18 protein-coding genes are annotated in these 18,717 nt (G+C 69.2%); 6 read left to right on the top strand and 12 right to left on the bottom strand.

Features of this window, described 5'->3' with window-relative positions; translation table 11 throughout:
- Window positions 1-6: 6 nt before the first annotated feature.
- The 9 genes from ACXJLH_RS09105 to ACXJLH_RS09065 form a co-directional block, all read right to left on the bottom strand.
- Window positions 7-288 carry a hypothetical protein gene (locus tag ACXJLH_RS09105; protein WP_457443552.1) on the bottom strand — a complete coding sequence of 94 codons (282 nt, stop codon included), beginning with the start codon at window positions 286-288 and terminating at the stop codon, window positions 7-9.
- Window positions 289-453: 165 nt separating this feature from the next.
- Entirely contained in the window at window positions 454-1,089 is a 636-nt protein-coding gene (locus ACXJLH_RS09100; RefSeq protein ID WP_056198614.1) for an L-threonylcarbamoyladenylate synthase, read from the bottom strand.
- 76 nt (window positions 1,090-1,165) lie between these two features.
- Window positions 1,166-2,527: a S41 family peptidase gene (locus ACXJLH_RS09095; protein ID WP_457390218.1), complete on the bottom strand. Its 1,362-nt coding sequence runs from the start codon at window positions 2,525-2,527 to the stop codon at window positions 1,166-1,168.
- Window positions 2,528-2,575: 48 nt separating this feature from the next.
- A complete protein-coding gene (locus tag ACXJLH_RS09090; protein ID WP_457443550.1) occupies window positions 2,576-3,781 on the bottom strand; it encodes a M56 family metallopeptidase in 1,206 nt (401 codons plus the stop codon).
- On the bottom strand, window positions 3,768-4,139 hold the full coding sequence (locus ACXJLH_RS09085) for a BlaI/MecI/CopY family transcriptional regulator (RefSeq protein ID WP_457443548.1): 372 nt from the start codon (window positions 4,137-4,139) through the stop codon (window positions 3,768-3,770). Before ACXJLH_RS09085 ends, ACXJLH_RS09090 begins: the two co-directional genes overlap by 14 nt.
- 90 nt (window positions 4,140-4,229) lie before the next feature.
- Window positions 4,230-5,093, bottom strand: coding sequence for a 3',5'-nucleoside bisphosphate phosphatase (locus tag ACXJLH_RS09080; protein WP_457443546.1), 864 nt, complete (start codon window positions 5,091-5,093; stop codon window positions 4,230-4,232).
- A 105-nt stretch (window positions 5,094-5,198) separates the two neighbouring features.
- Complete coding sequence (locus tag ACXJLH_RS09075; protein ID WP_457443544.1) at window positions 5,199-7,013, bottom strand: bifunctional diguanylate cyclase/phosphodiesterase; 1,815 nt, start codon at window positions 7,011-7,013, stop codon at window positions 5,199-5,201.
- Between the two features lie 104 nt (window positions 7,014-7,117).
- A complete protein-coding gene (recJ, locus tag ACXJLH_RS09070; protein ID WP_457323176.1) occupies window positions 7,118-8,845 on the bottom strand; it encodes a single-stranded-DNA-specific exonuclease RecJ in 1,728 nt (575 codons plus the stop codon).
- Window positions 8,842-9,717: a hypothetical protein gene (locus ACXJLH_RS09065; protein ID WP_457443542.1), complete on the bottom strand. Its 876-nt coding sequence runs from the start codon at window positions 9,715-9,717 to the stop codon at window positions 8,842-8,844. The genes recJ and ACXJLH_RS09065 overlap by 4 nt, the downstream gene beginning before the upstream one ends.
- 63 nt (window positions 9,718-9,780) lie before the next feature.
- Here ACXJLH_RS09065 and ppk1 point away from each other — a divergent pair, with 63 nt between their 5' ends.
- Together ppk1 and sixA are read left to right on the top strand one after the other, a co-directional pair.
- Window positions 9,781-11,841 (top strand): polyphosphate kinase 1, encoded by a 2,061-nt coding sequence (gene ppk1 / locus ACXJLH_RS09060; RefSeq protein WP_457443540.1) that lies wholly within the window; start codon window positions 9,781-9,783, stop codon window positions 11,839-11,841.
- A 7-nt stretch (window positions 11,842-11,848) separates the two neighbouring features.
- Window positions 11,849-12,310: a phosphohistidine phosphatase SixA gene (sixA, locus tag ACXJLH_RS09055; protein WP_056198599.1), complete on the top strand. Its 462-nt coding sequence runs from the start codon at window positions 11,849-11,851 to the stop codon at window positions 12,308-12,310.
- On the opposite strand, the gene ACXJLH_RS09050 is transcribed toward sixA, so the two are convergent.
- From ACXJLH_RS09050 to ACXJLH_RS09040, 3 genes are read right to left on the bottom strand one after another with little or no spacing between them, the layout of a single operon-like run.
- Window positions 12,307-12,711 carry a GFA family protein gene (locus ACXJLH_RS09050; protein ID WP_056198595.1) on the bottom strand — a complete coding sequence of 135 codons (405 nt, stop codon included), beginning with the start codon at window positions 12,709-12,711 and terminating at the stop codon, window positions 12,307-12,309. The two genes, sixA and ACXJLH_RS09050, sit on opposite strands and share 4 nt — an antisense overlap.
- A 45-nt stretch (window positions 12,712-12,756) precedes the next feature.
- A complete protein-coding gene (locus tag ACXJLH_RS09045) occupies window positions 12,757-13,281 on the bottom strand; it encodes a hypothetical protein (protein ID WP_457349456.1) in 525 nt (174 codons plus the stop codon).
- Window positions 13,278-14,768, bottom strand: a complete 1,491-nt coding sequence (locus ACXJLH_RS09040; protein ID WP_056198589.1) for a Ppx/GppA phosphatase family protein — start codon at window positions 14,766-14,768, stop codon at window positions 13,278-13,280. Before ACXJLH_RS09040 ends, ACXJLH_RS09045 begins: the two co-directional genes overlap by 4 nt.
- Window positions 14,769-14,830: 62 nt before the next feature.
- On the opposite strand from ACXJLH_RS09040, the gene ACXJLH_RS09035 reads away from it, so the two are divergent.
- From ACXJLH_RS09035 to ACXJLH_RS09020, 4 genes are all read left to right on the top strand, one after another.
- The gene (locus ACXJLH_RS09035; protein WP_457443538.1) at window positions 14,831-15,691 is read left to right on the top strand and encodes a dienelactone hydrolase family protein; all 861 of its coding nucleotides are present in this window, start codon (window positions 14,831-14,833) and stop codon (window positions 15,689-15,691) included.
- Between the two features lie 69 nt (window positions 15,692-15,760).
- Window positions 15,761-16,543, top strand: a complete 783-nt coding sequence (locus tag ACXJLH_RS09030) for a ZIP family metal transporter (protein ID WP_056198584.1) — start codon at window positions 15,761-15,763, stop codon at window positions 16,541-16,543.
- The gene (locus ACXJLH_RS09025; protein ID WP_457443536.1) at window positions 16,530-17,576 is read left to right on the top strand and encodes a helix-turn-helix domain-containing protein; all 1,047 of its coding nucleotides are present in this window, start codon (window positions 16,530-16,532) and stop codon (window positions 17,574-17,576) included. Before ACXJLH_RS09030 ends, ACXJLH_RS09025 begins: the two co-directional genes overlap by 14 nt.
- A 96-nt stretch (window positions 17,577-17,672) precedes the next feature.
- Window positions 17,673-18,707 (top strand): alpha/beta hydrolase family protein, encoded by a 1,035-nt coding sequence (locus tag ACXJLH_RS09020; protein WP_457443535.1) that lies wholly within the window; start codon window positions 17,673-17,675, stop codon window positions 18,705-18,707.
- The last annotated feature ends 10 nt before the right edge of the window (window positions 18,708-18,717 follow it).

The following is an 18,717-nucleotide window of genomic DNA, read 5'->3' as shown; positions in this document are numbered from 1 at the left end:
CCCGGCTCAGCCGCGCTTTGCGGTGGTCTTGGCGGCAGCCAGGGTCTGGCGGGCCAGCGTGGCTTCGCTGAAGCCGATGACCACGACGCGAGGCAGTTGAGCCACTTCACGCTGGGCGTAGCCGGTCACGACGACGCGCGGCAGCTGGGCGATCACTTGAGTTTCAGCGCGGACGGCCTTGCCGGTGACGACAACGCGTTCCAGCTTGACGGTGGGCTGCGGGGCGGCCTGGGCGGCAATGGCGGAGAAGGCAAGGACGGCGGCGGTGAAGGCAGTTTGCAGGCTCATGATGGACTCCGTTCGGTGGGTTTCGAACCGCGTGATTGCTTGTTCGATGGAGTCAGTTTCGGCAATGAGCCCGCGCCCTTCCAGGCCGCTGCGATCAAGCGCGAGAGCCGCCGGATGAAATGCAGGCGCGGCGGATGAACTGCGGGGAAATCCCGCGCAGCGGCATCAGTCCAGTTGCAGGCCCAGCCGGCCCAACTCGCCGCGCCCCTGGCGCACCAGCACGGGCTCGTCGCCCTGGCTCAGGTCCAGCACCGTGGTCGGCTGGGCCGGGCAGGCGCCGGCGTCCAGCACGAACTGGAGTTGGCGGTCCAGCCGGGCGCAGACGTCGGCGGCGTCGTTCATCGGCTCGGTCTCGCCGGGCGGAATCAGCGTCGTCGACAGCAGCGGTTCGCCGAACAGGGCCAGCAGCTCCTGGAGGACCTTGTGCTCTGGCACCCGCAGGCCGATGGTGCGCCGGCTCGGGTGGGAGAGCCGGCGCGGCACTTCCTTGGTGGCCGGCAGGATGAAGGTGTAGGCGCCGGGCGTGGCGAGCTTGAGGAGCCGGTACTGGCGGTTGTCCACCATCGCGTAGGTGGCCAGCTCCGACAGGTCGCGGCACAGCAGCGTCAGGTGGTGCTTGTCATCCACGCCGCGCACGCGGCGCAGGGCTTCGGCTGCACCCTTGTCGTTGAGGTGGCAGACAAAGGCATAGCTGGAGTCGGTCGGCACGGCACCGATGCCGCCGGCCTGCAGCATCTGCGCGCATTGGCGCAGGAAGCGCGGCTGGGGGTTGTCGGGGTGGACTTCGAAGAGCTGGGCCATGCGGGCATTTTGCGTCCGCTGGCCCGGTTAGCTTGCGATCGCGGGTTCAGATGGAAAGGGAACAGGTGTCAGCAGCCTATTTCGGATGGAAGAAGGCCATGATGGTCTTGCCCTCGTCGTCGAGCAGGATGCCCCAGCGCCATTGCCCCTTCGCGAACTTCACGTCGTAAACGCTCTCTCCCATCGGTCCCACCTCGACAAAGGCCACGCTCTGCAACGGCCCCAGCGCGGCGACCTCGGCCTGGAGCTCCGGCAGTTGATGGCGTGTCAACTCTGCCAGTTGCGGACTCAGCAGGTCGTAGCGTGGCGCGCCCGCCCGAAGCTCTGCCGCGCTGCGCCTGAGTGCCGCCTCGCTGCCGGGCTGGGCCGTCGATCGCGGCCTGAACAGGGGACGGCTCATCACTTCATCGGGGCCGGACGGGGCCGCGCCAAGGGGCGGGTTCCTTCCTGCGGCCTTGCGCGCGGTCTGGTAAGCGGCGGCGAAGGCCATGGCCGACGCCGCAGGAATGTCGGGCGCGACGCCCCGACCTTCCCAGCTGGTTTGCGTGATCGGATTCACCGCCCGGCCGGTGGGCAGGAACATGGACAGATCCGCGGGCAGAGATCGAGGACCGCCCGGGTTGGCACCGCCGCCCGTGATTTCCCCCACCAGCGTCGCGCGTTTGAGGTTCTGCATGTCGTACGCGAACTCCTCCCCGCCCGAGAAGGTGCCCGGCCCGGTGAGGATGACGACGGGCCTGGCGAGATAACTGGACGGGGTCGCCTCGGTCCGGAACACATCGCGCCGGTAGTCGTCAGTTCCAGGCTTGCGCCACAGCAGGTCGTTGACATGGACCGGAGTCTTCGGATCCAGGAAGAAGCTCACCAAATAGGCCACAGCGGCCGGGTCGCCGCCGCCGTTGCCGCGCAGATCGATGATCAAGGCATCGGTGCCCGCCAGCAACTGCATGGCCTTGTCCGCCACCGGCTTGAACTGGGCTTTCGGCAGGAAGCCACTGAGGTCGACGTAGCCGATGTTCTGGTCGAGCACGTCCGCGCGGGTGAAGCCGCCCTCGCTGCGTTGCGGCTTCGCGCGCCGCTCGGCGGAACCGGGGCCACGCCCATCTCCGCGCACCCGCAGGTGTTTGTCCTGTGCGACGGCGTTCAGGTCCTCAGTCAAACGCCGGGCAAAGTCGCCTGCGTCCGTGACAGTGTCGTAGTCGCCCGCCGCGAGCTTCTGGGAGATGGCGCTCGCCGCGCGACGCCCCACGTCCGGGAATGCGTACTCATCGGTCATGAGCTTGGCGACTTCGTCGACGACGCCCCGCCTGGTCGCCGCATCGAGGCCCTGCCTTGACGGCATAGCGCTCGGGACCTGACCCGTCGCCGGCTGCGCAGTCCCGGCCGTTCCGACCGCCATGCCCGCTGCCAGCAGGATCGCAAGGCAATGAATCTTCATGTTGTGCTTTCTCCCTTGGCTGCTGCGCCATCGGCGCAGCGCGTTGTGTCAGTCGATGATCAGCTCGAACAGCTGTTCCAGCTCTGCGCCGGCCCACTCCGGCTTGCAGCCGTAGCCCTCTATCGTTTGCCGGCCCCATTCGGCCAGCAGCGGGTTGGCGAGCACCTTCACGGCTTGTGCACGGCCGTCCTGGCCGACCTTGAACTGCACGTCCACCATGTGCTGGCCCTTGGGTAGCCCTTGCCATGGGGTGTCGGGAGGCTGCGGCATCTGCGGGCAGGCCTCGAACAGCTTTGCTTTCATGCCCACGGGCGTCAGGTCCGAAAGCCCCGTGCGATAGATTTTGGGCTTGGGGAGGATGACGATGGCGTCGTTCAGCGCCTGGACGGCGCCAAAGCCCGTCACGGCGCACAGCACCAAGGCCAGGCGGGCCGCGCGGCGAGCCCCGGCGCCGGGGGCGGATTGCTTGAGCAGCGTGATCCGCTGCTTCAACGGGTGAGGGGATCCCCAGGCCGAGGCCGCGGGCGGCAGGCTGGCCGCACCGTCGAGCTTGAGCATGGCCAGGCCGTAGCGGCGCCAGCTGCCGGGGTAGCGCCTCATGACGGCGGCATCGCAGGCCAGTTCCTGGTCGTGGCGCAGCAGGGTGACGGCGACCCAGGCCAGCGGGTTGAACCAGGCCAGGCCGGCCAGCACGGCGGCCAATAGGCGGGCCGGGTTGTCGAAGCGGCGGGCGTGGGCGGCCTCGTGGGCCACGATCCAGCGCCTCTCGTCGGCGCCGAAGCGCTGGCGGAAGTCCAAGGGCAGCACCAGCCGAGGGCGCCAGAGGCCGAGCAGGCCCGGGGAATCGCCCGGCGGCGCCAGCCAGGACCTGCGGTCGCGCCCCAGCAGATGCCGCTGGTAGCGGCGATGCCTGGCGGTCTGCACCAAGGCCACCGTGAAGACGCCGGCCAGCCACAGGTCCAGCCAACCGATCCGCCAGCCGTCTGAGGGTGCGGCGGGCAGCCCGATCAGCGCGGAGACGGGGGTGGGCGGCGGCACGGCCAGCGTTGGCAGCGCCAGCACCGGCAGGCCAGCCGACGACGGCAGCAGTGCCACCAGGGCCAGCCACGGCGGTAGCAGCCACAGCGCACAGGCCGCATGGGCGCCCGCGAGCCGGCGCCAGGGCTTGCGCAGCAACAGCACGGCGAGCAGGCCGAGCGTGAAGCCCGTGTGGGCTTCCCAAAGCGTGGCGATCCAGGCCTCAGGCAGCATCATCGTGTTCCTGCAGCAGGCGGCGCAACGCCTCGGCGTCCTCGCGGCTCAGCTTGCGCTGGGCGGAAAAGTGCGCCACGAGGGGCGACAGCCGCCCGCCGAAGACGCGGTCCAGCAGGTTGAGGGACTCGCCTTGTTCCCAGTCCTCGCGGGCCGCCAGCGGCTTGTAGAGGTAGCGGCGCCCGTCGCGCTGGGCCTGCACGGCGCCCTTGTTGAGCATGCGGTTCAGCAGGGTCTTGACGGTACCCAGCTGCCAGCCGTCCTCGACGGGAAGGGCAGCGAGGATGTCATCGGCACTGAGGGGGTGGCGCTCCCAGAGGGCGCGCATGATTTGCGATTCGGCGTCGGAGATGGTGCTCATGAACGACAACGTTTGTTGACGAACAATTGTCAACGGCTGTTGTCGATGAGGCCTATCGAGGCAAACCCGCGGTTTCGCGAACCGCTAGGGTTATTGGTGGATTCGATCGGCTAGCTCGGCCCAGACCGGCGTCAGCCGGCCCTGCAGTGCGGGCAGCGTGCCCAGGTCGATGCGGCTTTCCTCGGGGCAGTGGAAGTCCGAGCCGCGCGAGGCCAGCAGGCCGAACTCGATGGCTGTATCGGCGTATTGCACGAACTCCGCCGGTGTGTGGCTGCCGGTCACGACCTCGATGCCGCGCCCGCCGTGGGCCATGAACTCGGTGATCAATGCGTACTCTTCCGTCGGCGTGAAGCCATAGCGGCCCGGATGGGCGATGACGGCGACGCCGCCGGCGCGGGTGATCCAGCCTACTGCGTCTTTCAGCGCCGCCCACTTGTGCGGCACGAAACCGGGCTTGCCCTCGGTCAGGAAGCGGCGGAAGACCTCGGGAATGTCGCTGCAATGGCCGGCCTCGACGAGGAAGCGCGCGAAATGGGTGCGCGAGATCAGGTCAGGGTTGCCGACGTACTTCAGCGCGCCCTCGAAGGCGCCGTGGATGCCCACCTCGGCCAGGCCGGCAGCCATTTCCCGGGCGCGCGGTTCGCGGCCGCCGCGGGTGGCGCGCAACCCCTCGATGATTTCGGGCGCCTCATGGTCGAAGCCCAGGCCGACGATGTGCACGACGCGGCCGGCGAAGCTGACCGAGATCTCGGTGCCGGTCAGGTAGGCCAGGCCGTTCGCCCGTGCCGCGGCGATGGCGCGGGTCTGGCCGCCGATCTCGTCGTGGTCGGTCAGCGACCACAGCGCCACGCCGCCCGCCTTGGCTCGTTCGGCCAGGGCCTCGGGCGTCAGCGTCCCATCCGAAATCACGGAATGGCAGTGCAGGTCGGCGTTCAGGGTGGGGTCGAGGTTCACCGCGCCATTGTAGGAAGCGCTTCTCACCCCTCCTGCTCAAGCGGCCTTCCGGTGGCCCTGACCCTGACGTGAGCGCAAGCGCAAGTTGCTGGTGGCGGAAAAAGCTCAGGCCGCAAGCAGGGCGCGCTGCGGCGTGCGGCGGTCGACAAAAAAGCGGCTGCCGCCGGCGCGCCCTTTGGCGACGCGCTTGGGTTCGGCCAGGGCGGCGCTCAGCGCGTGGGCGCTGTCGAAACTGCCGGGCAGATGCAGTACCGCGCCGGCCGAGATGGTGGGCAGCGGGTGGAAGCTGGGCTGGTTCTGCCGGTTCAGCGTGATGTAGCCACCAGCGGTCAGGTGTTCGGCGGAGAAGAAGCTGCGCACGCCGGCATCGAAGGCCTGGCAGACGCGGGTGAGCCTGTCCTCCCAGTCGGTGCTGCCCAGCACCATGACGAAATCGTCGCCGCCGATGTGGCCGACGAAGTCCAATTGCGGGTCGGCGGCCTGGGTCAGCACGCGGGCTGCCAGGCGGATGATGTCGTCGCCGATGCGGTAGCCGTAGACGTCGTTGAAGGGCTTGAAGTGGTCGATGTCCCACACCACCGCGGCAAAAGTCTCGGCCGCCTCGATGAGGCGGTCCAGGTGGTTGTCGATGGGCACATTGCCGGGCAGTAGCGTCAGCGGGTTGGCGTAGCGTGCCGAATGCACCTGCAGGTCGGACACGGCCTTGAGCAGGTCGGAGCTGCGGCCCGAGCCGAGGTAGCAGCCGTCGCGCGTGACGATGAAGCCGTCGACCAGCAAGCGCTCGTCGAGGTTGGCCATGGCGTCGCTCATTGCGCGCAGCGGCGTGCTGACGTCAAACACCAGCGGGTTGGCGTCCATCAGCTCGACGCAGCTGCGCTTGTCGAAGATGTCCATGAAATAACGCTCGGTGCTGCGCTTGAGCACATGCAGGGAGCGCAGCACGCCAATCGGCCGCTGCTGGGCGTCCAGCACGGGGATGGCGAGCAGTTGCTCGTCGCGGTGGAAGAGGTCGACGACGCTGCGGCAGTTGGTCTCGGGCGTGACGGTCAGGCTGCGGCGGGCCAGCTGCGCGGCGCTGCTGATGGCGCCTTGGCCCAGTGGCAGGGCCAGGTCGTTCTGCAGCAGGCGCGGCTGGGCGTCGGCGGCCAGGCGCCCGCTCCACTGCGCGCTCAGGGATGCACGCGGCGCCGCGCTTGGGCGAGCGAACAGATAGCCCTGGCAGATGGTCAGCCCCAACCGGCGCAGCACGTCCAGGTCGGGCTCCTGCTCCAGACCCTCGGCGACCACTTCGCAGCCGCTGGTGGCGGCCATCTCGACGATGGAGCGCACGAACTGCTGCTTCAGCGGCTCCTGGGCGATGCCGTCGATGAAGTGGCGGTCGATCTTGACGAAGTCCGGCCGCATCTCCATCCAGCGGCGCAGCGAGGCGAAGCCCTCGCCGAGGTCATCCAGCGCCACACGAAAGCCGAGGTCGCGCAGCGCCTGCAGCGCATCGTCGAGCTGGGCCAGGTCCTCGATGGGGCGGGTTTCGGTGAGCTCGATGACGACGCGCGAGGTCGGCAGGCCGAGTTCGGCCAGCTCGGCCGCCAGCAGGCCGGCATGCTCACGCGCGCCGAGCAGGGTGTCGGCTGTCACGTTCAGGAAGAGCTGGCCCGGCAGCCCCAGGGCCTTGAAGCGCTGGATGGCGCGGCGAATGATGAGGTGTTCCAGCTCGACGAGGCGGCCCAGCCGGGCGGCGGCCTCGAACAGCACCAGGGGCGAATGCAGCGGGCCGTCGGCAGGCGCGCGGGTCAGCGCCTCGAAACCAAAGATGTCAGCCCTGTCGATGGCGACCAGGGGCTGGAAGTGAATGTCAAAACTGCGCTGCTCGATCAGGCGATCGAGAGCATCGGCAAGGGGATCGGGCGCGGTGGCGCGCATGAGGAGGCTCCGGGCTGGCTGGCCGGGCGGATTCTTGAAAGCGTCCGTGACACTCCGGTGACTTGGGGCGGCAGGGCGTGCGTCCCTGCCAACTCCGTCACGCCTCAGCCTTCGGCGCAGGCTTCAATGACGTATTGGACGCGCTGCTGGCCCTGCCATTCGTCCAGGCTAAGCCGGTAGGCCAGCGTGACGCGCTCGGGCAGCATGTCGACGTGGTTGAACCAGATGGCGTCGATGAGCTGGCCGCCGCGGCGCAGGCGCAGCTTCAGATGCTTCTCGCCGACCAGCCGCTGCGAGATCAGCTCGAAGCGGTCACAGAACACCGGCGCCTCAAAGCCCTGGCCCCAGACCTGGGCGTCCAGCAGCCGCGCTGTCTCGGCCGTGGCGGCATCGGGCGCGAGCGAGCCGTCGTGGCGCAGCGTGCGGGTCAGGTCCTGCTCGTTGAGCCATTCCTCGGCCACGCGCGCGAAAGCCAGCGCGAAGCGGTTCACATCGTCGACCGCCAGCGTCGCGCCGGCCGCCATCGCATGGCCGCCGAACTTGGCCAGCAACTCGGGCTCACGCTTGCTGACGAGGTCCAGCGCATCGCGCAGATGGAAACCCGGAATGGAGCGGCCCGACCCCTTGAGGTTGCCGTCGGCACCGCGCGCGAAGACGAAGGTGGGGCGGTGCACGCGGTCCTTGATCCGCGAGGCGACGATGCCGACGACGCCCTCGTGGAAGTCGGCATCGAACAGTGCCACCGCCGGGGGCAGGGCGCCCTGCAGCGCCTCGACCAGGGCATCCAGCCGCGCCTCGGCCATCTCGCGCATGCCGCTCTCGATCTCGCGGCGCTCGCGGTTGATGGCGTCGAGCTGGGTGGCGAGCTGCAGCGCCCGCTCGGGGTCATCGGTGGTCAGTGTCTCGATGCCCAGCGTCATGTCGGCCAGGCGGCCGGCCGCGTTGATGCGGGGCCCGAGCGCAAAGCCGAGATCGAAGCCCTGGGCCTTGCTCGCGTCGCGCTTGGACGCGCTGAAGAGCGCCATGACGCCCGGCTGCGCACGGCCGGCGCGCATGCGCTTGAGGCCTTGCGCAACGAGGCGCCGGTTGTTCGCGTCGAGCTTGACGACGTCGGCGACGGTGCCAAGAGCCACGAGGTCGAGCAGGCCGTCCAGACGCGGCACGTCAGCGAACGCGCCGCGTGAACGCAGCTCGGCGCGCAGGCCCATCAGCACATAGAAGGCCACACCGACGCCGGCCAGCGACTTGCTCGCGAAGGTGCAGCCCGGCTGGTTGGGGTTGACGATTGCCGAGGCGTCCGGGACGACGACGACGCCATCGACCAGGGCTGGCAGGTGATGGTCGGTGACCAGCACCTTCAGCCCCTGGGCACGGGCGTGCGCCACGCCGGCGAGGCTGGCGATGCCGTTGTCCACCGTCACGAGCAGAGTCGGTTTCTGCGCCATCGCCAGGTCGACGATGGTGGGCGTCAGCCCGTAGCCGTGCACGGCGCGGTCCGGCACGACATAGCCGAGCTGCTCGGGCTGCGCGCCGAGCAGGCGCAGGCCGCGCAGCATGACGGCGCAGGCAGTGGCGCCGTCGCAGTCATAGTCGGCCACGATGACGAGGCGCTCGCCGCCCTGGATGGCGTCGGCCAGCAGCCGGCCGGCCTCCAGCAGGCCTTTCAGGTCGGTGGGCGGCAGCAACTGGGCCAGGCTCTCGTCCAGCTCGCCCGCCTCGCGCACGCCGCGGGCCGCGAGCAGGCGGGCCATCAGGGGTGCGACGCCGGCCTGCTCGAGCGCCCAGGCCGTGCGCGGCGGCACGTCGCGTTCGACAAGACGAGGTGAAGTCATAGCGCCTCCAACACGGCGCTCACATCGGGCGTCTGCCAGCGCCGCTTCAGCCTGTCGATGAAGGACAGTGGCTCCGTCGTGAAACGACGCGCGAATCGTTCGCCGCACAGTGTCAGGCTGGTCAGGGGCTGTGCCAGCGGCCCGGCGTCCAGGCGCTGCCAGGCCTCGGCCCAGGCCGCGAGGTCGCCGTTGAGCAGCGGCTCGGTCAGGCGGGCATCCACCGTCACGTCGGCGGCCTTGCCGTTGCTGCGGCCAATGTCGCCGATCCAGACCGAGTTGACGGGATGCTCGCCGCGTGCTTCCCGCTCGAGGTTCAGTGCGTGCTCATGCAGCAGCATCTGGGCCTCGTTCTGCCAGCGGCGCAGCACGCGGCTTTGCGGCAGCCAGGGCTCGATGGGCCGGCCGCCGGCGCGCTCGATGCTGGCAGCGCGCAGGTCATCCAGCGCTGTGGTGTGGCCGATGGCCCAGTGCGTGGCGTCCATCAGCCGCCATTGCCAGCCTTCGGACTCGGGCCAGAGTTCGCGCAGCAGCGCCGTGAAGCGCGCCGCGTCGGATTCGGACAGCCGCAGCGCCGCGGGCGGCAGCACATCGACGCCATCGCTGCCGACGGCCAGGTGCACGGGGCTCATCAGCGCCCAGGCCAGTTCGGGCCCGGCCTCGACGGCCCAGGCCGCGGCGCTTGGCTCGGCTTGCTGGCGCAGCGCTGCCAGCGCGATGTGATGCGGCGGCTGCGGCGATAGCTCGTCGCTCCCCCAGGTCTCGGCCGGAGTGAGCCGGTTCAGCTGCGCAGCCAGGTTGGGCAGGGGCAGGGTGCCGAAGGCATGCCGCGCGGCTTCGTCCAGCGCGCTGGCATGGGGGATCATCAGGTGCATGGGCCTGGATTATCCCGGGGGCATTTCAAGCCGTTGTCACACAAGCTTCATACACTTTTCTTCATGACCGACCCGACCCCGCTGAAGCTGCTCAACCGTGAGCAGGCCATTCTTGAATTCAATCGTCGCGTCCTTGCCCAGGCCCAGCGTGAAGATGTGCCGCTGCTGGAGCGGCTGCGCTATGTCTGCATCGTGTCGAGCAACCTGGACGAATTCTTCGAGGTGCGCTTTGCCGACATGCTGGAGGCCGTGCGCGATCCGCTCAGCACCGTGACAAGCCAGGACGTCGAACGCGTCGGCCGCGCGGCGCACACGCTGATCGACGAGCAATACCTGATCTTCAACGAGCAGCTCACGCCGCTGCTGCGCAAGCGACGCATCGTCGTGCTCAACCACGCCGACCGCGACGAGCCGCAGCGGCACTGGGTGGCCAAGTATTTCGAGCGCGAGGTCAGGCCGCTGCTGGTGCCCGTGGGCCTGGACCCGGCCCACCCCTTCCCTCAGGTGGCCAACAAGTCGCTGCACTTCATCATGCGGCTGTCCGGCAAGGACGCCTTCGGCCGCGACAACCGCATTGCCATCGTCAAGGTGCCGCGCGTGCTGCCGCGCGTCATCAAGCTGCCGGCCAACCTGAGCGACGGCCGCCAGGCCTTCGTGCTGCTGACCAGCGTCATCCGCGCCCACCTGGAAGATCTCTTTCCCGGCCGCAAGGTCGAGGCCTTCTCGCAGTTCCGCGTCACACGCGATTCCGACCTGGAAGTGGATGAGGAGGAGATCGCCAATCTGCGCCACGCGCTGCGCTCCGGGCTGACGACGCGCCATTTCGGCCGCGCGGTGCGGCTGGAGGTGGTCAACACCTGCCCGGCCGAGCTGTCGGAATTCCTGCTCGAGCAGTTCGGCCTGCCGAATGCGGCGCTCTACCGCGTCAACGGCCCCGTCAATCTGGTGCGGCTGAACGAGCTGATCGACCAGACCGACGCGCCGCCGCTGCGCTTCACGCCCTTTGAACCGGCCTGGCCGACCGGCCGGCTGCCGCGCCACAAGTCCATCTTCGAGAAGCTCAAGAAGGGCGATGTGCTGCTGCACCATCCCTTTGAAAGTTTCGACCCCGTCGTGCAGATGCTGCGCGAGGCGGTGGTCGACCCCGAGGTGCTGGCCATCAAGCAGACCATCTACCGCACCGGCGCCAAGTCGGAGCTGATGGACCTGCTGATCGAGGCGGCGCGGCGTGGCAAGGAGGTCATGGCCGTCGTGGAGCTGAAGGCGCGCTTCGACGAGGAAGCCAACATCAACTGGGCCGAGCGGCTGGAGGCCGTCGGCGCCCAGGTCGTCTACGGCATCGTCGGCTACAAGACCCACGCCAAGCTGCTGCTGATCACACGGCGCGAGAACGGCAAGCTGCGCCGCTACGGCCACATCTCCACCGGCAACTACAACCCCAAGACGGCGCGCCTGTACACCGACCTCGGCCTGCTGACGGCCGATGCCGACCTGACGGCCGATGCCGATTCGGTGTTTCGCCAGCTCGCGTCCCTGGGTAAATTCAAGGCGCTGCGACGCATGCTGCTGGCGCCCTTCAACATGCACAGCCGCATGCTGGAGCTGCTGGCCCAGGTGGAGGCCGCGGCCCTGGCCGGCTACAAGGGCGCGCGCGTCGTCGTGAAGATCAACGCGCTGACCGATGCCGAGCTCATCCACGGCCTGCTGCGCACGGCCCAGGCCGGCGCCAAGGTCGACCTCATCGTGCGCGGCGCCTGCATGCTGCCGCCGGGCCTGCCGGGCATCAGCGACAACATCGTCGTGCGCTCCGTCGTCGGGCGCTTCCTGGAACACACGCGGGTGCTGTATTTCCGCTGGGCAGAGGGCACCGAGGCTGACCCTGGCGAGGCGCTCTTCCTGTCCAGCGCCGACTGGATGAGCCGCAACATGTTCCGCCGCATCGAGGTGGCCTGGCCGGTGCAGGACGCGCGCCTGCGCCAGCGCATCGTCGACGAGGCGCTGCAGCCCTATCTGCACGACACCATGGACGCCTGGCAGCTCGGCCCGGATGGCCGCTCGGCGCGCATCAGCGACAGCGGCGTCAGCGCCCAGCAGGCCCTGATGCGGCGCTATTCAGAAGGGTAGACCCGCCATGGACCTGATCCTGTGGCGCCACGCCGAAGCCGAAGTCATCGCCCCTGGCCAGGATGACCTGCAGCGCGCGCTGACCCCCAAGGGCGAGCGCCAGGCCCGGCGCATGGCGGCCTGGCTCAACCATCGCCTGGCCGCGACGACGCGCGTGCTCGTCAGCCCTGCGCTGCGCTGCCGGCAAACGGCCGAGGCGCTGGGCCGCGAGGTGCGCATCCTGCCGTCGATTGCGCCCGATGCGCCGATCTCGGCCCTCATCGAGGCCTCGCGCTGGCCCAAGTCGGTTGAGCCGGTGCTGATCTGCGGCCACCAGCCGACGCTGGGCCTATTGGCTGCCCATTTGCTGGCCGGCGTGGACCAGGAGTGGGCCGTCAAGAAGGGCGCCGTGTGGTGGCTGCGCTGGCGCCAGCGCGACGGCGAACCCGAGGTGACACTGCACGCCGTCCAGGGGCCCGACGCGCTTTAGAGGTGACGAACCTCTTCGGGCTTGTTCCACCAGTTGTTGTGCAGCCCGTCGTAGTACTGCACCGGCGCCGCGACCAGCTCCTCGGCCGGCACATCATCGAGGCAATTCACCTTGACCGACACGAAGGCGCCGCCGACCTGTTCGATGTAGCCGTGACCATAGGAGCGCACGCCGCAGGTCTTGCAGAACAGGTTGTGCACGCTGTTCGAGCCGAACTGGTAGTCGCTCTGCGCGTCCTCGCCGGCCAGCAGCCGGAAGGCGTCGGGCTTGACGCTGGCGCTCCAGTTGCGCGTCTTGAAGCAGATCGAACAGTTGCAGCGGCCGGTGCCGGCGGCGAGGTCGAGGTCGACTTCGAAGCGCACGGCCTTGCAATGGCAGCTGCCGGTATAGGTCTTGAGCATGGCGGTCTCCGGGTGTGGAGCCGGCATGTTCGCTCAGTCGTGCTGTCAGCGGCTGGCAGCAGAGGCTGGTGCCGCTGGCGGAGTGAGGACGACGCGCACGCGCGAGCCCGTGCGCGGCACATGGCCCATCAGTTCCTGGCGCTGCCAGGCATAGAACTCGGCGATGCGCAGCTTGGCCGGGGGCTGTTTCCAGCTGCCGCGCCAGTGCACGGTCCAGACGTACTCCGGCAGATAGCCGGCAGCGTCGATGCGCATCAGCGTGTCCATGTAGGCGTTGGACTTGGGCGCCTTTTGCAGCAGCTCCCGCCAGATGACGAGCAGCGTCCGGCGCGCGGTCATCTCACCTTCGAAGCTGGGTTCCAGGATGCCCAGCGGTGCCTGTGCCAGCGCACCGCTCTGGCTGGCCCAGTTGGCCAGACCGACGCCATAGGCCAGCCAGACGACGCTTTCGGTGGGGTCGTCCGACGAGTCGATTTCGATCGCGGTCGATTTGCCGGCGTCTTCGCCCCAGGCGGGCAGCGCGACGCAGAGCGCCGCGAGGCAGGCGAGCAGCCGGCGACGCGAGCTCACGCCACGACGAGTTCGAGCAGCCCGCTGCGGGCCCAGGTCTCGGCCTCTTCCTTCAGCAGGAAGCGCGTGCGCGCTTGGCCGGCCGACCCGCCCTTGGGCAGTTGCAGCGTGAGCCGCTTGCCGTCGCGCGCCAGTCCGGGGCTGCCTGGTGCCTCCGTGCGGGCATGGCAGAGGATGACGGCCAGACGCAGCGCAATGAGCTGGTCCAGCAAGCTGGGATCGCTCAGCTGCGCTTCCAGCTTGCGCAGGCCACCGCGCTGGCCCAGGGCCAGGCCCGCCAGCCGCTGCAACTGGTTGGTTGAGAAGCCCGCCGCGTCGACATGGGCGATGACATAGGCGCTGTGGCGGTGGTGGTCGTGGTGGGAGACCAGCATGCCAACTTCATGCAGGGCCGCGGCCCAGCTCAACTCGCGCAGCAGCTCAGGCGCGGGCTTGAGCGTGAGCTGGTGGTAGAACAGCTCGGCCTGGCTGGCCACACGCTCGGCCTGCGCCATGTCCACGGCAAAGCGCTCCTGCAGCTCGGCGACGGAGTCCGCCCGCGGGTCGCGCGCGCCGCTGGGCTGCAGGCGCTCTACCAGATCGAAAATGACGCCCTGGCGCAGCGCGCCCTTGGTGGGCAGCAGCTCCTCGATGCCGAACTGGTTCAGCAGCGTGTAGAGGATGCACAGGCCACCGGCGACGACAGGACGGCGGTCGTCCTTGAGCCCAGGCAGTTGCAGCTTGTCCTGCGAGCCGGCCGCCAGGCATTGGGCGATGCACCAGCGCAGCGCGTCCGGCGTGATGCGGCCGTCGGTCTTGCCGCTGGCTGCCAGGATCTGCGACACCGCGCCAACCGTACCCGAGGAACCCAGGGCTTCCTGCCAGAGCTCGGGGCGGAACAGCGTCAGCGCTTCTTCCAGCTCGGCGCCGGCAGCCACCTGGGCGGCGCGGAAGGCCTCGGCCGTGTAGCGGCCGTCGGCGAAGAAGCGCACCGACAGCCCGACGCTGCCAACGCCGAAGGACTCGGCCAGCAGCGGCTTGCGGCCGCGGCCCAGGATCATCTCGGTGGAGCGGCCGCCGATGTCGATGACCAGGCGGGGCTTGTCGGAGGGCTGCAGCCGGGCGACGCCGGCAAAGATCAGCCGCGCTTCCTCGCGGCCGGCAATGACCTCGATGGGATGGCCAAGCACGGCCTGGGCGCGGGCCAGGAAGGCGTTGCGGTTGCGCGCCTCGCGCAGGGTCTGCGTCGCAACGGCGCGGATGCGTTCGGGCGCGATGCCGACGAGCTGCTCGCCGAAGCCCTGCAGGCAATTCAGGCCGCGCTGCATGGCCTCTTCGGTCAGCATGCCCTGTGCGTCCAGGCCGGCGCCCAGGCGCACGGCCTCCTTGATGTAGCTGACGCGCTGGTAGCGCTCGCCCGACAACCGGGCCAACTCCAGGCGGAAGCTGTTGGAGCCGATGTCGATGGAGGCCCAGATTCGGCCGGCTGGATCAGGGCGCGTCGTCATGGCGGCGGATTGTCGGGGCAAAATTTGACGCTCCCTTCGTATCTCACCCTGGAGCCCCCACCTTGAAAGACGAGATCGACAGCCTCGCGCCGTCCCGCGACTTCAGCCGCCGCAGCTTTGTGCAGACGACGGTGGGTAGCGGCTTCGCGGCCGCCGTGCTGCCGGTGACGGCCCAGACGATCTCCACCGACACGGCGGGCCTGGAGGCGGGTCCGGTCAGCATCCCCGTGGGCGATTTCCAGATGCCGGCCTATCGCGCCGCGCCGGCGGGCAAGAAGAACCTGCCGGTCGTGCTGGTGGCCTGCGAGATCTTCGGCGTGCATGAGCACATCGCGGACGTCTGCCGGCGGCTGGCCAAGCAGGGCTACCTGGCCATCGCGCCCGAGCTGTTCGCCCGCCACGGCGATGCCGGCGCCTACACCGACATTCCCAAGCTGGTCAGCGAGGTCGTCGCCAAGGCGGCCGACGCCCAGGTCAACGGCGACCTGGACGCCACGGTCGCCTGGGCGGCGGCGAACGGCGGTGATCCCGCCAAGCTGGCCATCACCGGCTTTTGCTGGGGTGGGCGCACGACCTGGTCCTATGCGGCCCACAACCCCAGGCTGACGGCTGCAGCCGCCTGGTACGGCCCGGTGGCACGCAACTACAAAGCTGGCGACAAGACTGTCGTCGAGCGCGCCGCGAGCATCAAGGCGCCGGTGCTGGCGCTGTACGGCGCGGCCGATGGCGGCATCCCGGTCGAGACGCTGACCCAGCTCGAAGCCGCGCTCAAGGCGGCGGGCAACACGAAATGCGAGTTCGTCGTCTACCCCGACACGCCGCACGGCTTCTATGCCGACTACCGCCCCAGCTACCGCAAGGCCGCGGCCGACGACGCCTGGGCGCGGGCATTGGCCTGGTTCAAGAAATGTGGTGTGGCTTGACCCGTCTGCTACGCTGACCGCCCTCGGGCCGCAGTCCATGGCTGTGGCCCGTTGCTTTTGCCTGATTCCATGACCCTTCTCTACATCGTGCTCGCCACCTTCGCGGGCGGGCTGCTGTCGGTGCTCGTTGCCGCGAGCCTGACCGTCGGCGTGCTGACCCGCCTCGTCAAGAGCCTCGTCAGCCTGTCGGCCGGCATCCTGCTGGGCACGTCGCTGCTGAACGTGCTGCCCGAGGCCTTCGAGAGCCACACGGCCAAACCGCAGGTGCTGTTCGCCGTGCTGCTGGGCGGCCTGCTGTTCTTCTGGCTGCTGGAGAAGGTGGAGCTTTACCGCCACGTCCACCATCACGAGGGCGACGGCCACCATCACCACCACCACTTCGACGCCGAGCAGGCCGGCCGCGGCGGCCTGACCGTGCTGGTGGGCGACAGCATCCACAACTTCTGCGACGGCGCCATCATCGCGGCCGCCTTCCTGGCCGACACGCGGCTGGGCTTCGCCACGGCGCTGGCCATCGTCGCCCACGAGATCCCGCAGGAGGTGGGCGACTACATCGTGCTGCTCAACGCCGGCTTCAGCCGCGGCAAGGCGCTGCTGTTCAACGCGATCTCGGGCATGGCGGCGGTCGTCGGCGGCGTGCTGGGCTACTTCCTGATCGGCGGCTTTGAGGGTGTGCTGCCCTATCTGCTGGTGCTGGCGTCCAGCAGCTTCATCTACATCTCGGTGGCCGACCTGCTGCCCCAGCTGCAGCAGCGCCTGGCCTGGCGCGAAACCTTTGCCCAGGTCGCGTGGCTGGGCGTGGGCCTGGGCGTGGCCTTCGCGGTGTCCCAGCTGCTGCATGGCACTCATTGACGCAGGGCTGCGCGGCGCGCTGGTTGCCGTGCTGATCCTCGTGGTGCTGGTGCTGCTGCCGCATTGGCGGCATGCACGGCACGCCGATCTCGTGCGCACAGGCATTGCGCTGTCGCTGTCCTCCGCCGTGCAGGCGGTTTCCGCCTCGCCCTGGGTTGAACACGAGCTGCGCTGCGCCGTCCAGGCGCCTGGCATCGGCATCTCGCTCGGTTCCGCCGTGCTGTTCTGGCTGTTCGCGCGCGCTGTCTTCGAGGACGGCTTTCGTCTGCGCGCCTGGCATGGCGTGCTGTGGGCCGCCGTTGCGCTGTTCGGCGCGACGATCTGTCTGTGGTGGGGTTGGTGGCCCGCCTTCGTGCTGTTGCGGGCCTTGCCCATCGCTTTCGCGGCACTGGGCCTGGCCGCCGTGGTGGGCCCATGGCGGGTGGATCTGGTTGAGAAGCGCCGGCGCCTGCGCGGCCTCGTCGTCGGTGGTGGCGCAAGCTATGCCGTCGTCATGGTGGCCCTGCGCATCGGCTCACCGAACGGCACGTTGAGCGGTGCCGCGGCACTTGGCGACGTGGCCATGATGCTGACGCTGACCAGCCTCGTCGCCTGGCAACTGTTGCGCCCGCGCGTGTCGGGCCTGTGGGACGAAGACGTCGCGCCGCCGCCACCTCCCGCGCTGCCGGCCGAGGACCCGCAGGACCGGGCGTTAGCCGCCGCGCTGGCCAGGCTGATGGGCGAGGGCCGCGGCTACGCACAGGAGGGTTTGAGCCTGGCCAGCCTGGCCGAACAGCTCGGCACGCCGGAGTACCGGCTGCGCCGCGTCATCAACCAGGGCCTGGGCCACCGCAACTTCAACGCCTTCGTCAACGGCCTGCGCCTGCTTGAGGCCAAGCGCCGCCTGGCCGACCCGACCGAGCGCGGCCTGCCGGTGCTGACCATCGCGCTGGACGTGGGCTTTGGCTCCATCGGCCCCTTCAACCGCGCCTTCAAGGCCGATACCGGCCTGACGCCCACCGAATTCCGCCAGAAAGCGCTGGCCGATTCTTAAAAAGCAGCGCCGAAACCTGCAAAGCGCGGGTTTCGGTCAGACATAGCGGGCAGGGTGGCCGAGGCTGAGGGCTTCTCAACTTCCGAGGAGCCAGCCATGTTCTTCCGCTTCCTGCTCACCAGCCTGGCGCTGAGTGCCTCCGCGCACGCCGCCACCGTCGGCACACTGACTCTGCCCGCCGACGATGACGGCGGCGCCGTCACGCTGTTCTATCCCACCGCCGCCGCCGGCCGCCCTGAAACGCGCGGCGACCTGCAGCTGATGCTGGCACCCGACGCGCCACCGGCCTCCGGCAATGGCCGCCTCATCGCCATCTCGCACGGCTCGGGCGGCGGCCCCTGGGTGCACACGACCCTGGCCAAGGCCCTCGTCGAGGCCGGTTTCACGGTCGTGCTGCCCCTGCACCGAGGCGACAACTGGACCGACCCCGGCCGCCCCGGCCCCGACAGCTGGAAGCAGCGCCCCGCCGAGATCAGCCATGCCATCGACCGCGTTGCCGCCGACCCACGCTTTGCCGGCCTGAAGCTGGACCGCGTCGGCGGCTTCGGCATGTCGGCCGGCGGCCACACCATGCTCAGCCTGGCCGGCGGGGCCTGGTCGCCCGAGCGCTTTCGTGCTCATTGCGAGAAGGACCTGGCGGAAGACTTCTACAGCTGCATCGGCCTGGCCACGCGGCTGACCGGCGGCGCGCTTGACGGCCTCAAGCTCTGGGTGGCCCGGCACGTGCTCGACTGGAAGTTCCGTGACGCGACGCCGCAGGTCCACAACGACCCGCGCATCGCCGCCGTCGTGGCTGGTGTGCCGGCGGCAGCTGACTTCGATCTGGCGACCCTCGCCAAGCCGCGCGTGCCACTGGGCCTGATCACCGCCGACGGCGACCGCTGGCTGCTGCCGCGCTTTCACAGCGACCCGTTGATCGCCGCCTGCCAGGGCTGCGAGTTGATCGCTGCGCTGCCGGGCGCCGGCCATGGCGCCTTGCTTGCACCGCCGCCAACACCCGGCAACCTTGGCCGCCTGGAATGCGACCTGCTGTGTGACCCGCCGGGGTTTGATCGATCGGTGACGACTGCGTTGTGGTTGGGCCGAACGGTGGGCTTCTTTCGCAGACATTTGCTTGGCACCGAAGTGTGACTATTTGAAA

It is taken from the genome of Roseateles sp. P5_E4, from assembly GCF_054049255.1.
This window is presented reverse-complemented; position numbering and strand designations above follow the sequence as displayed.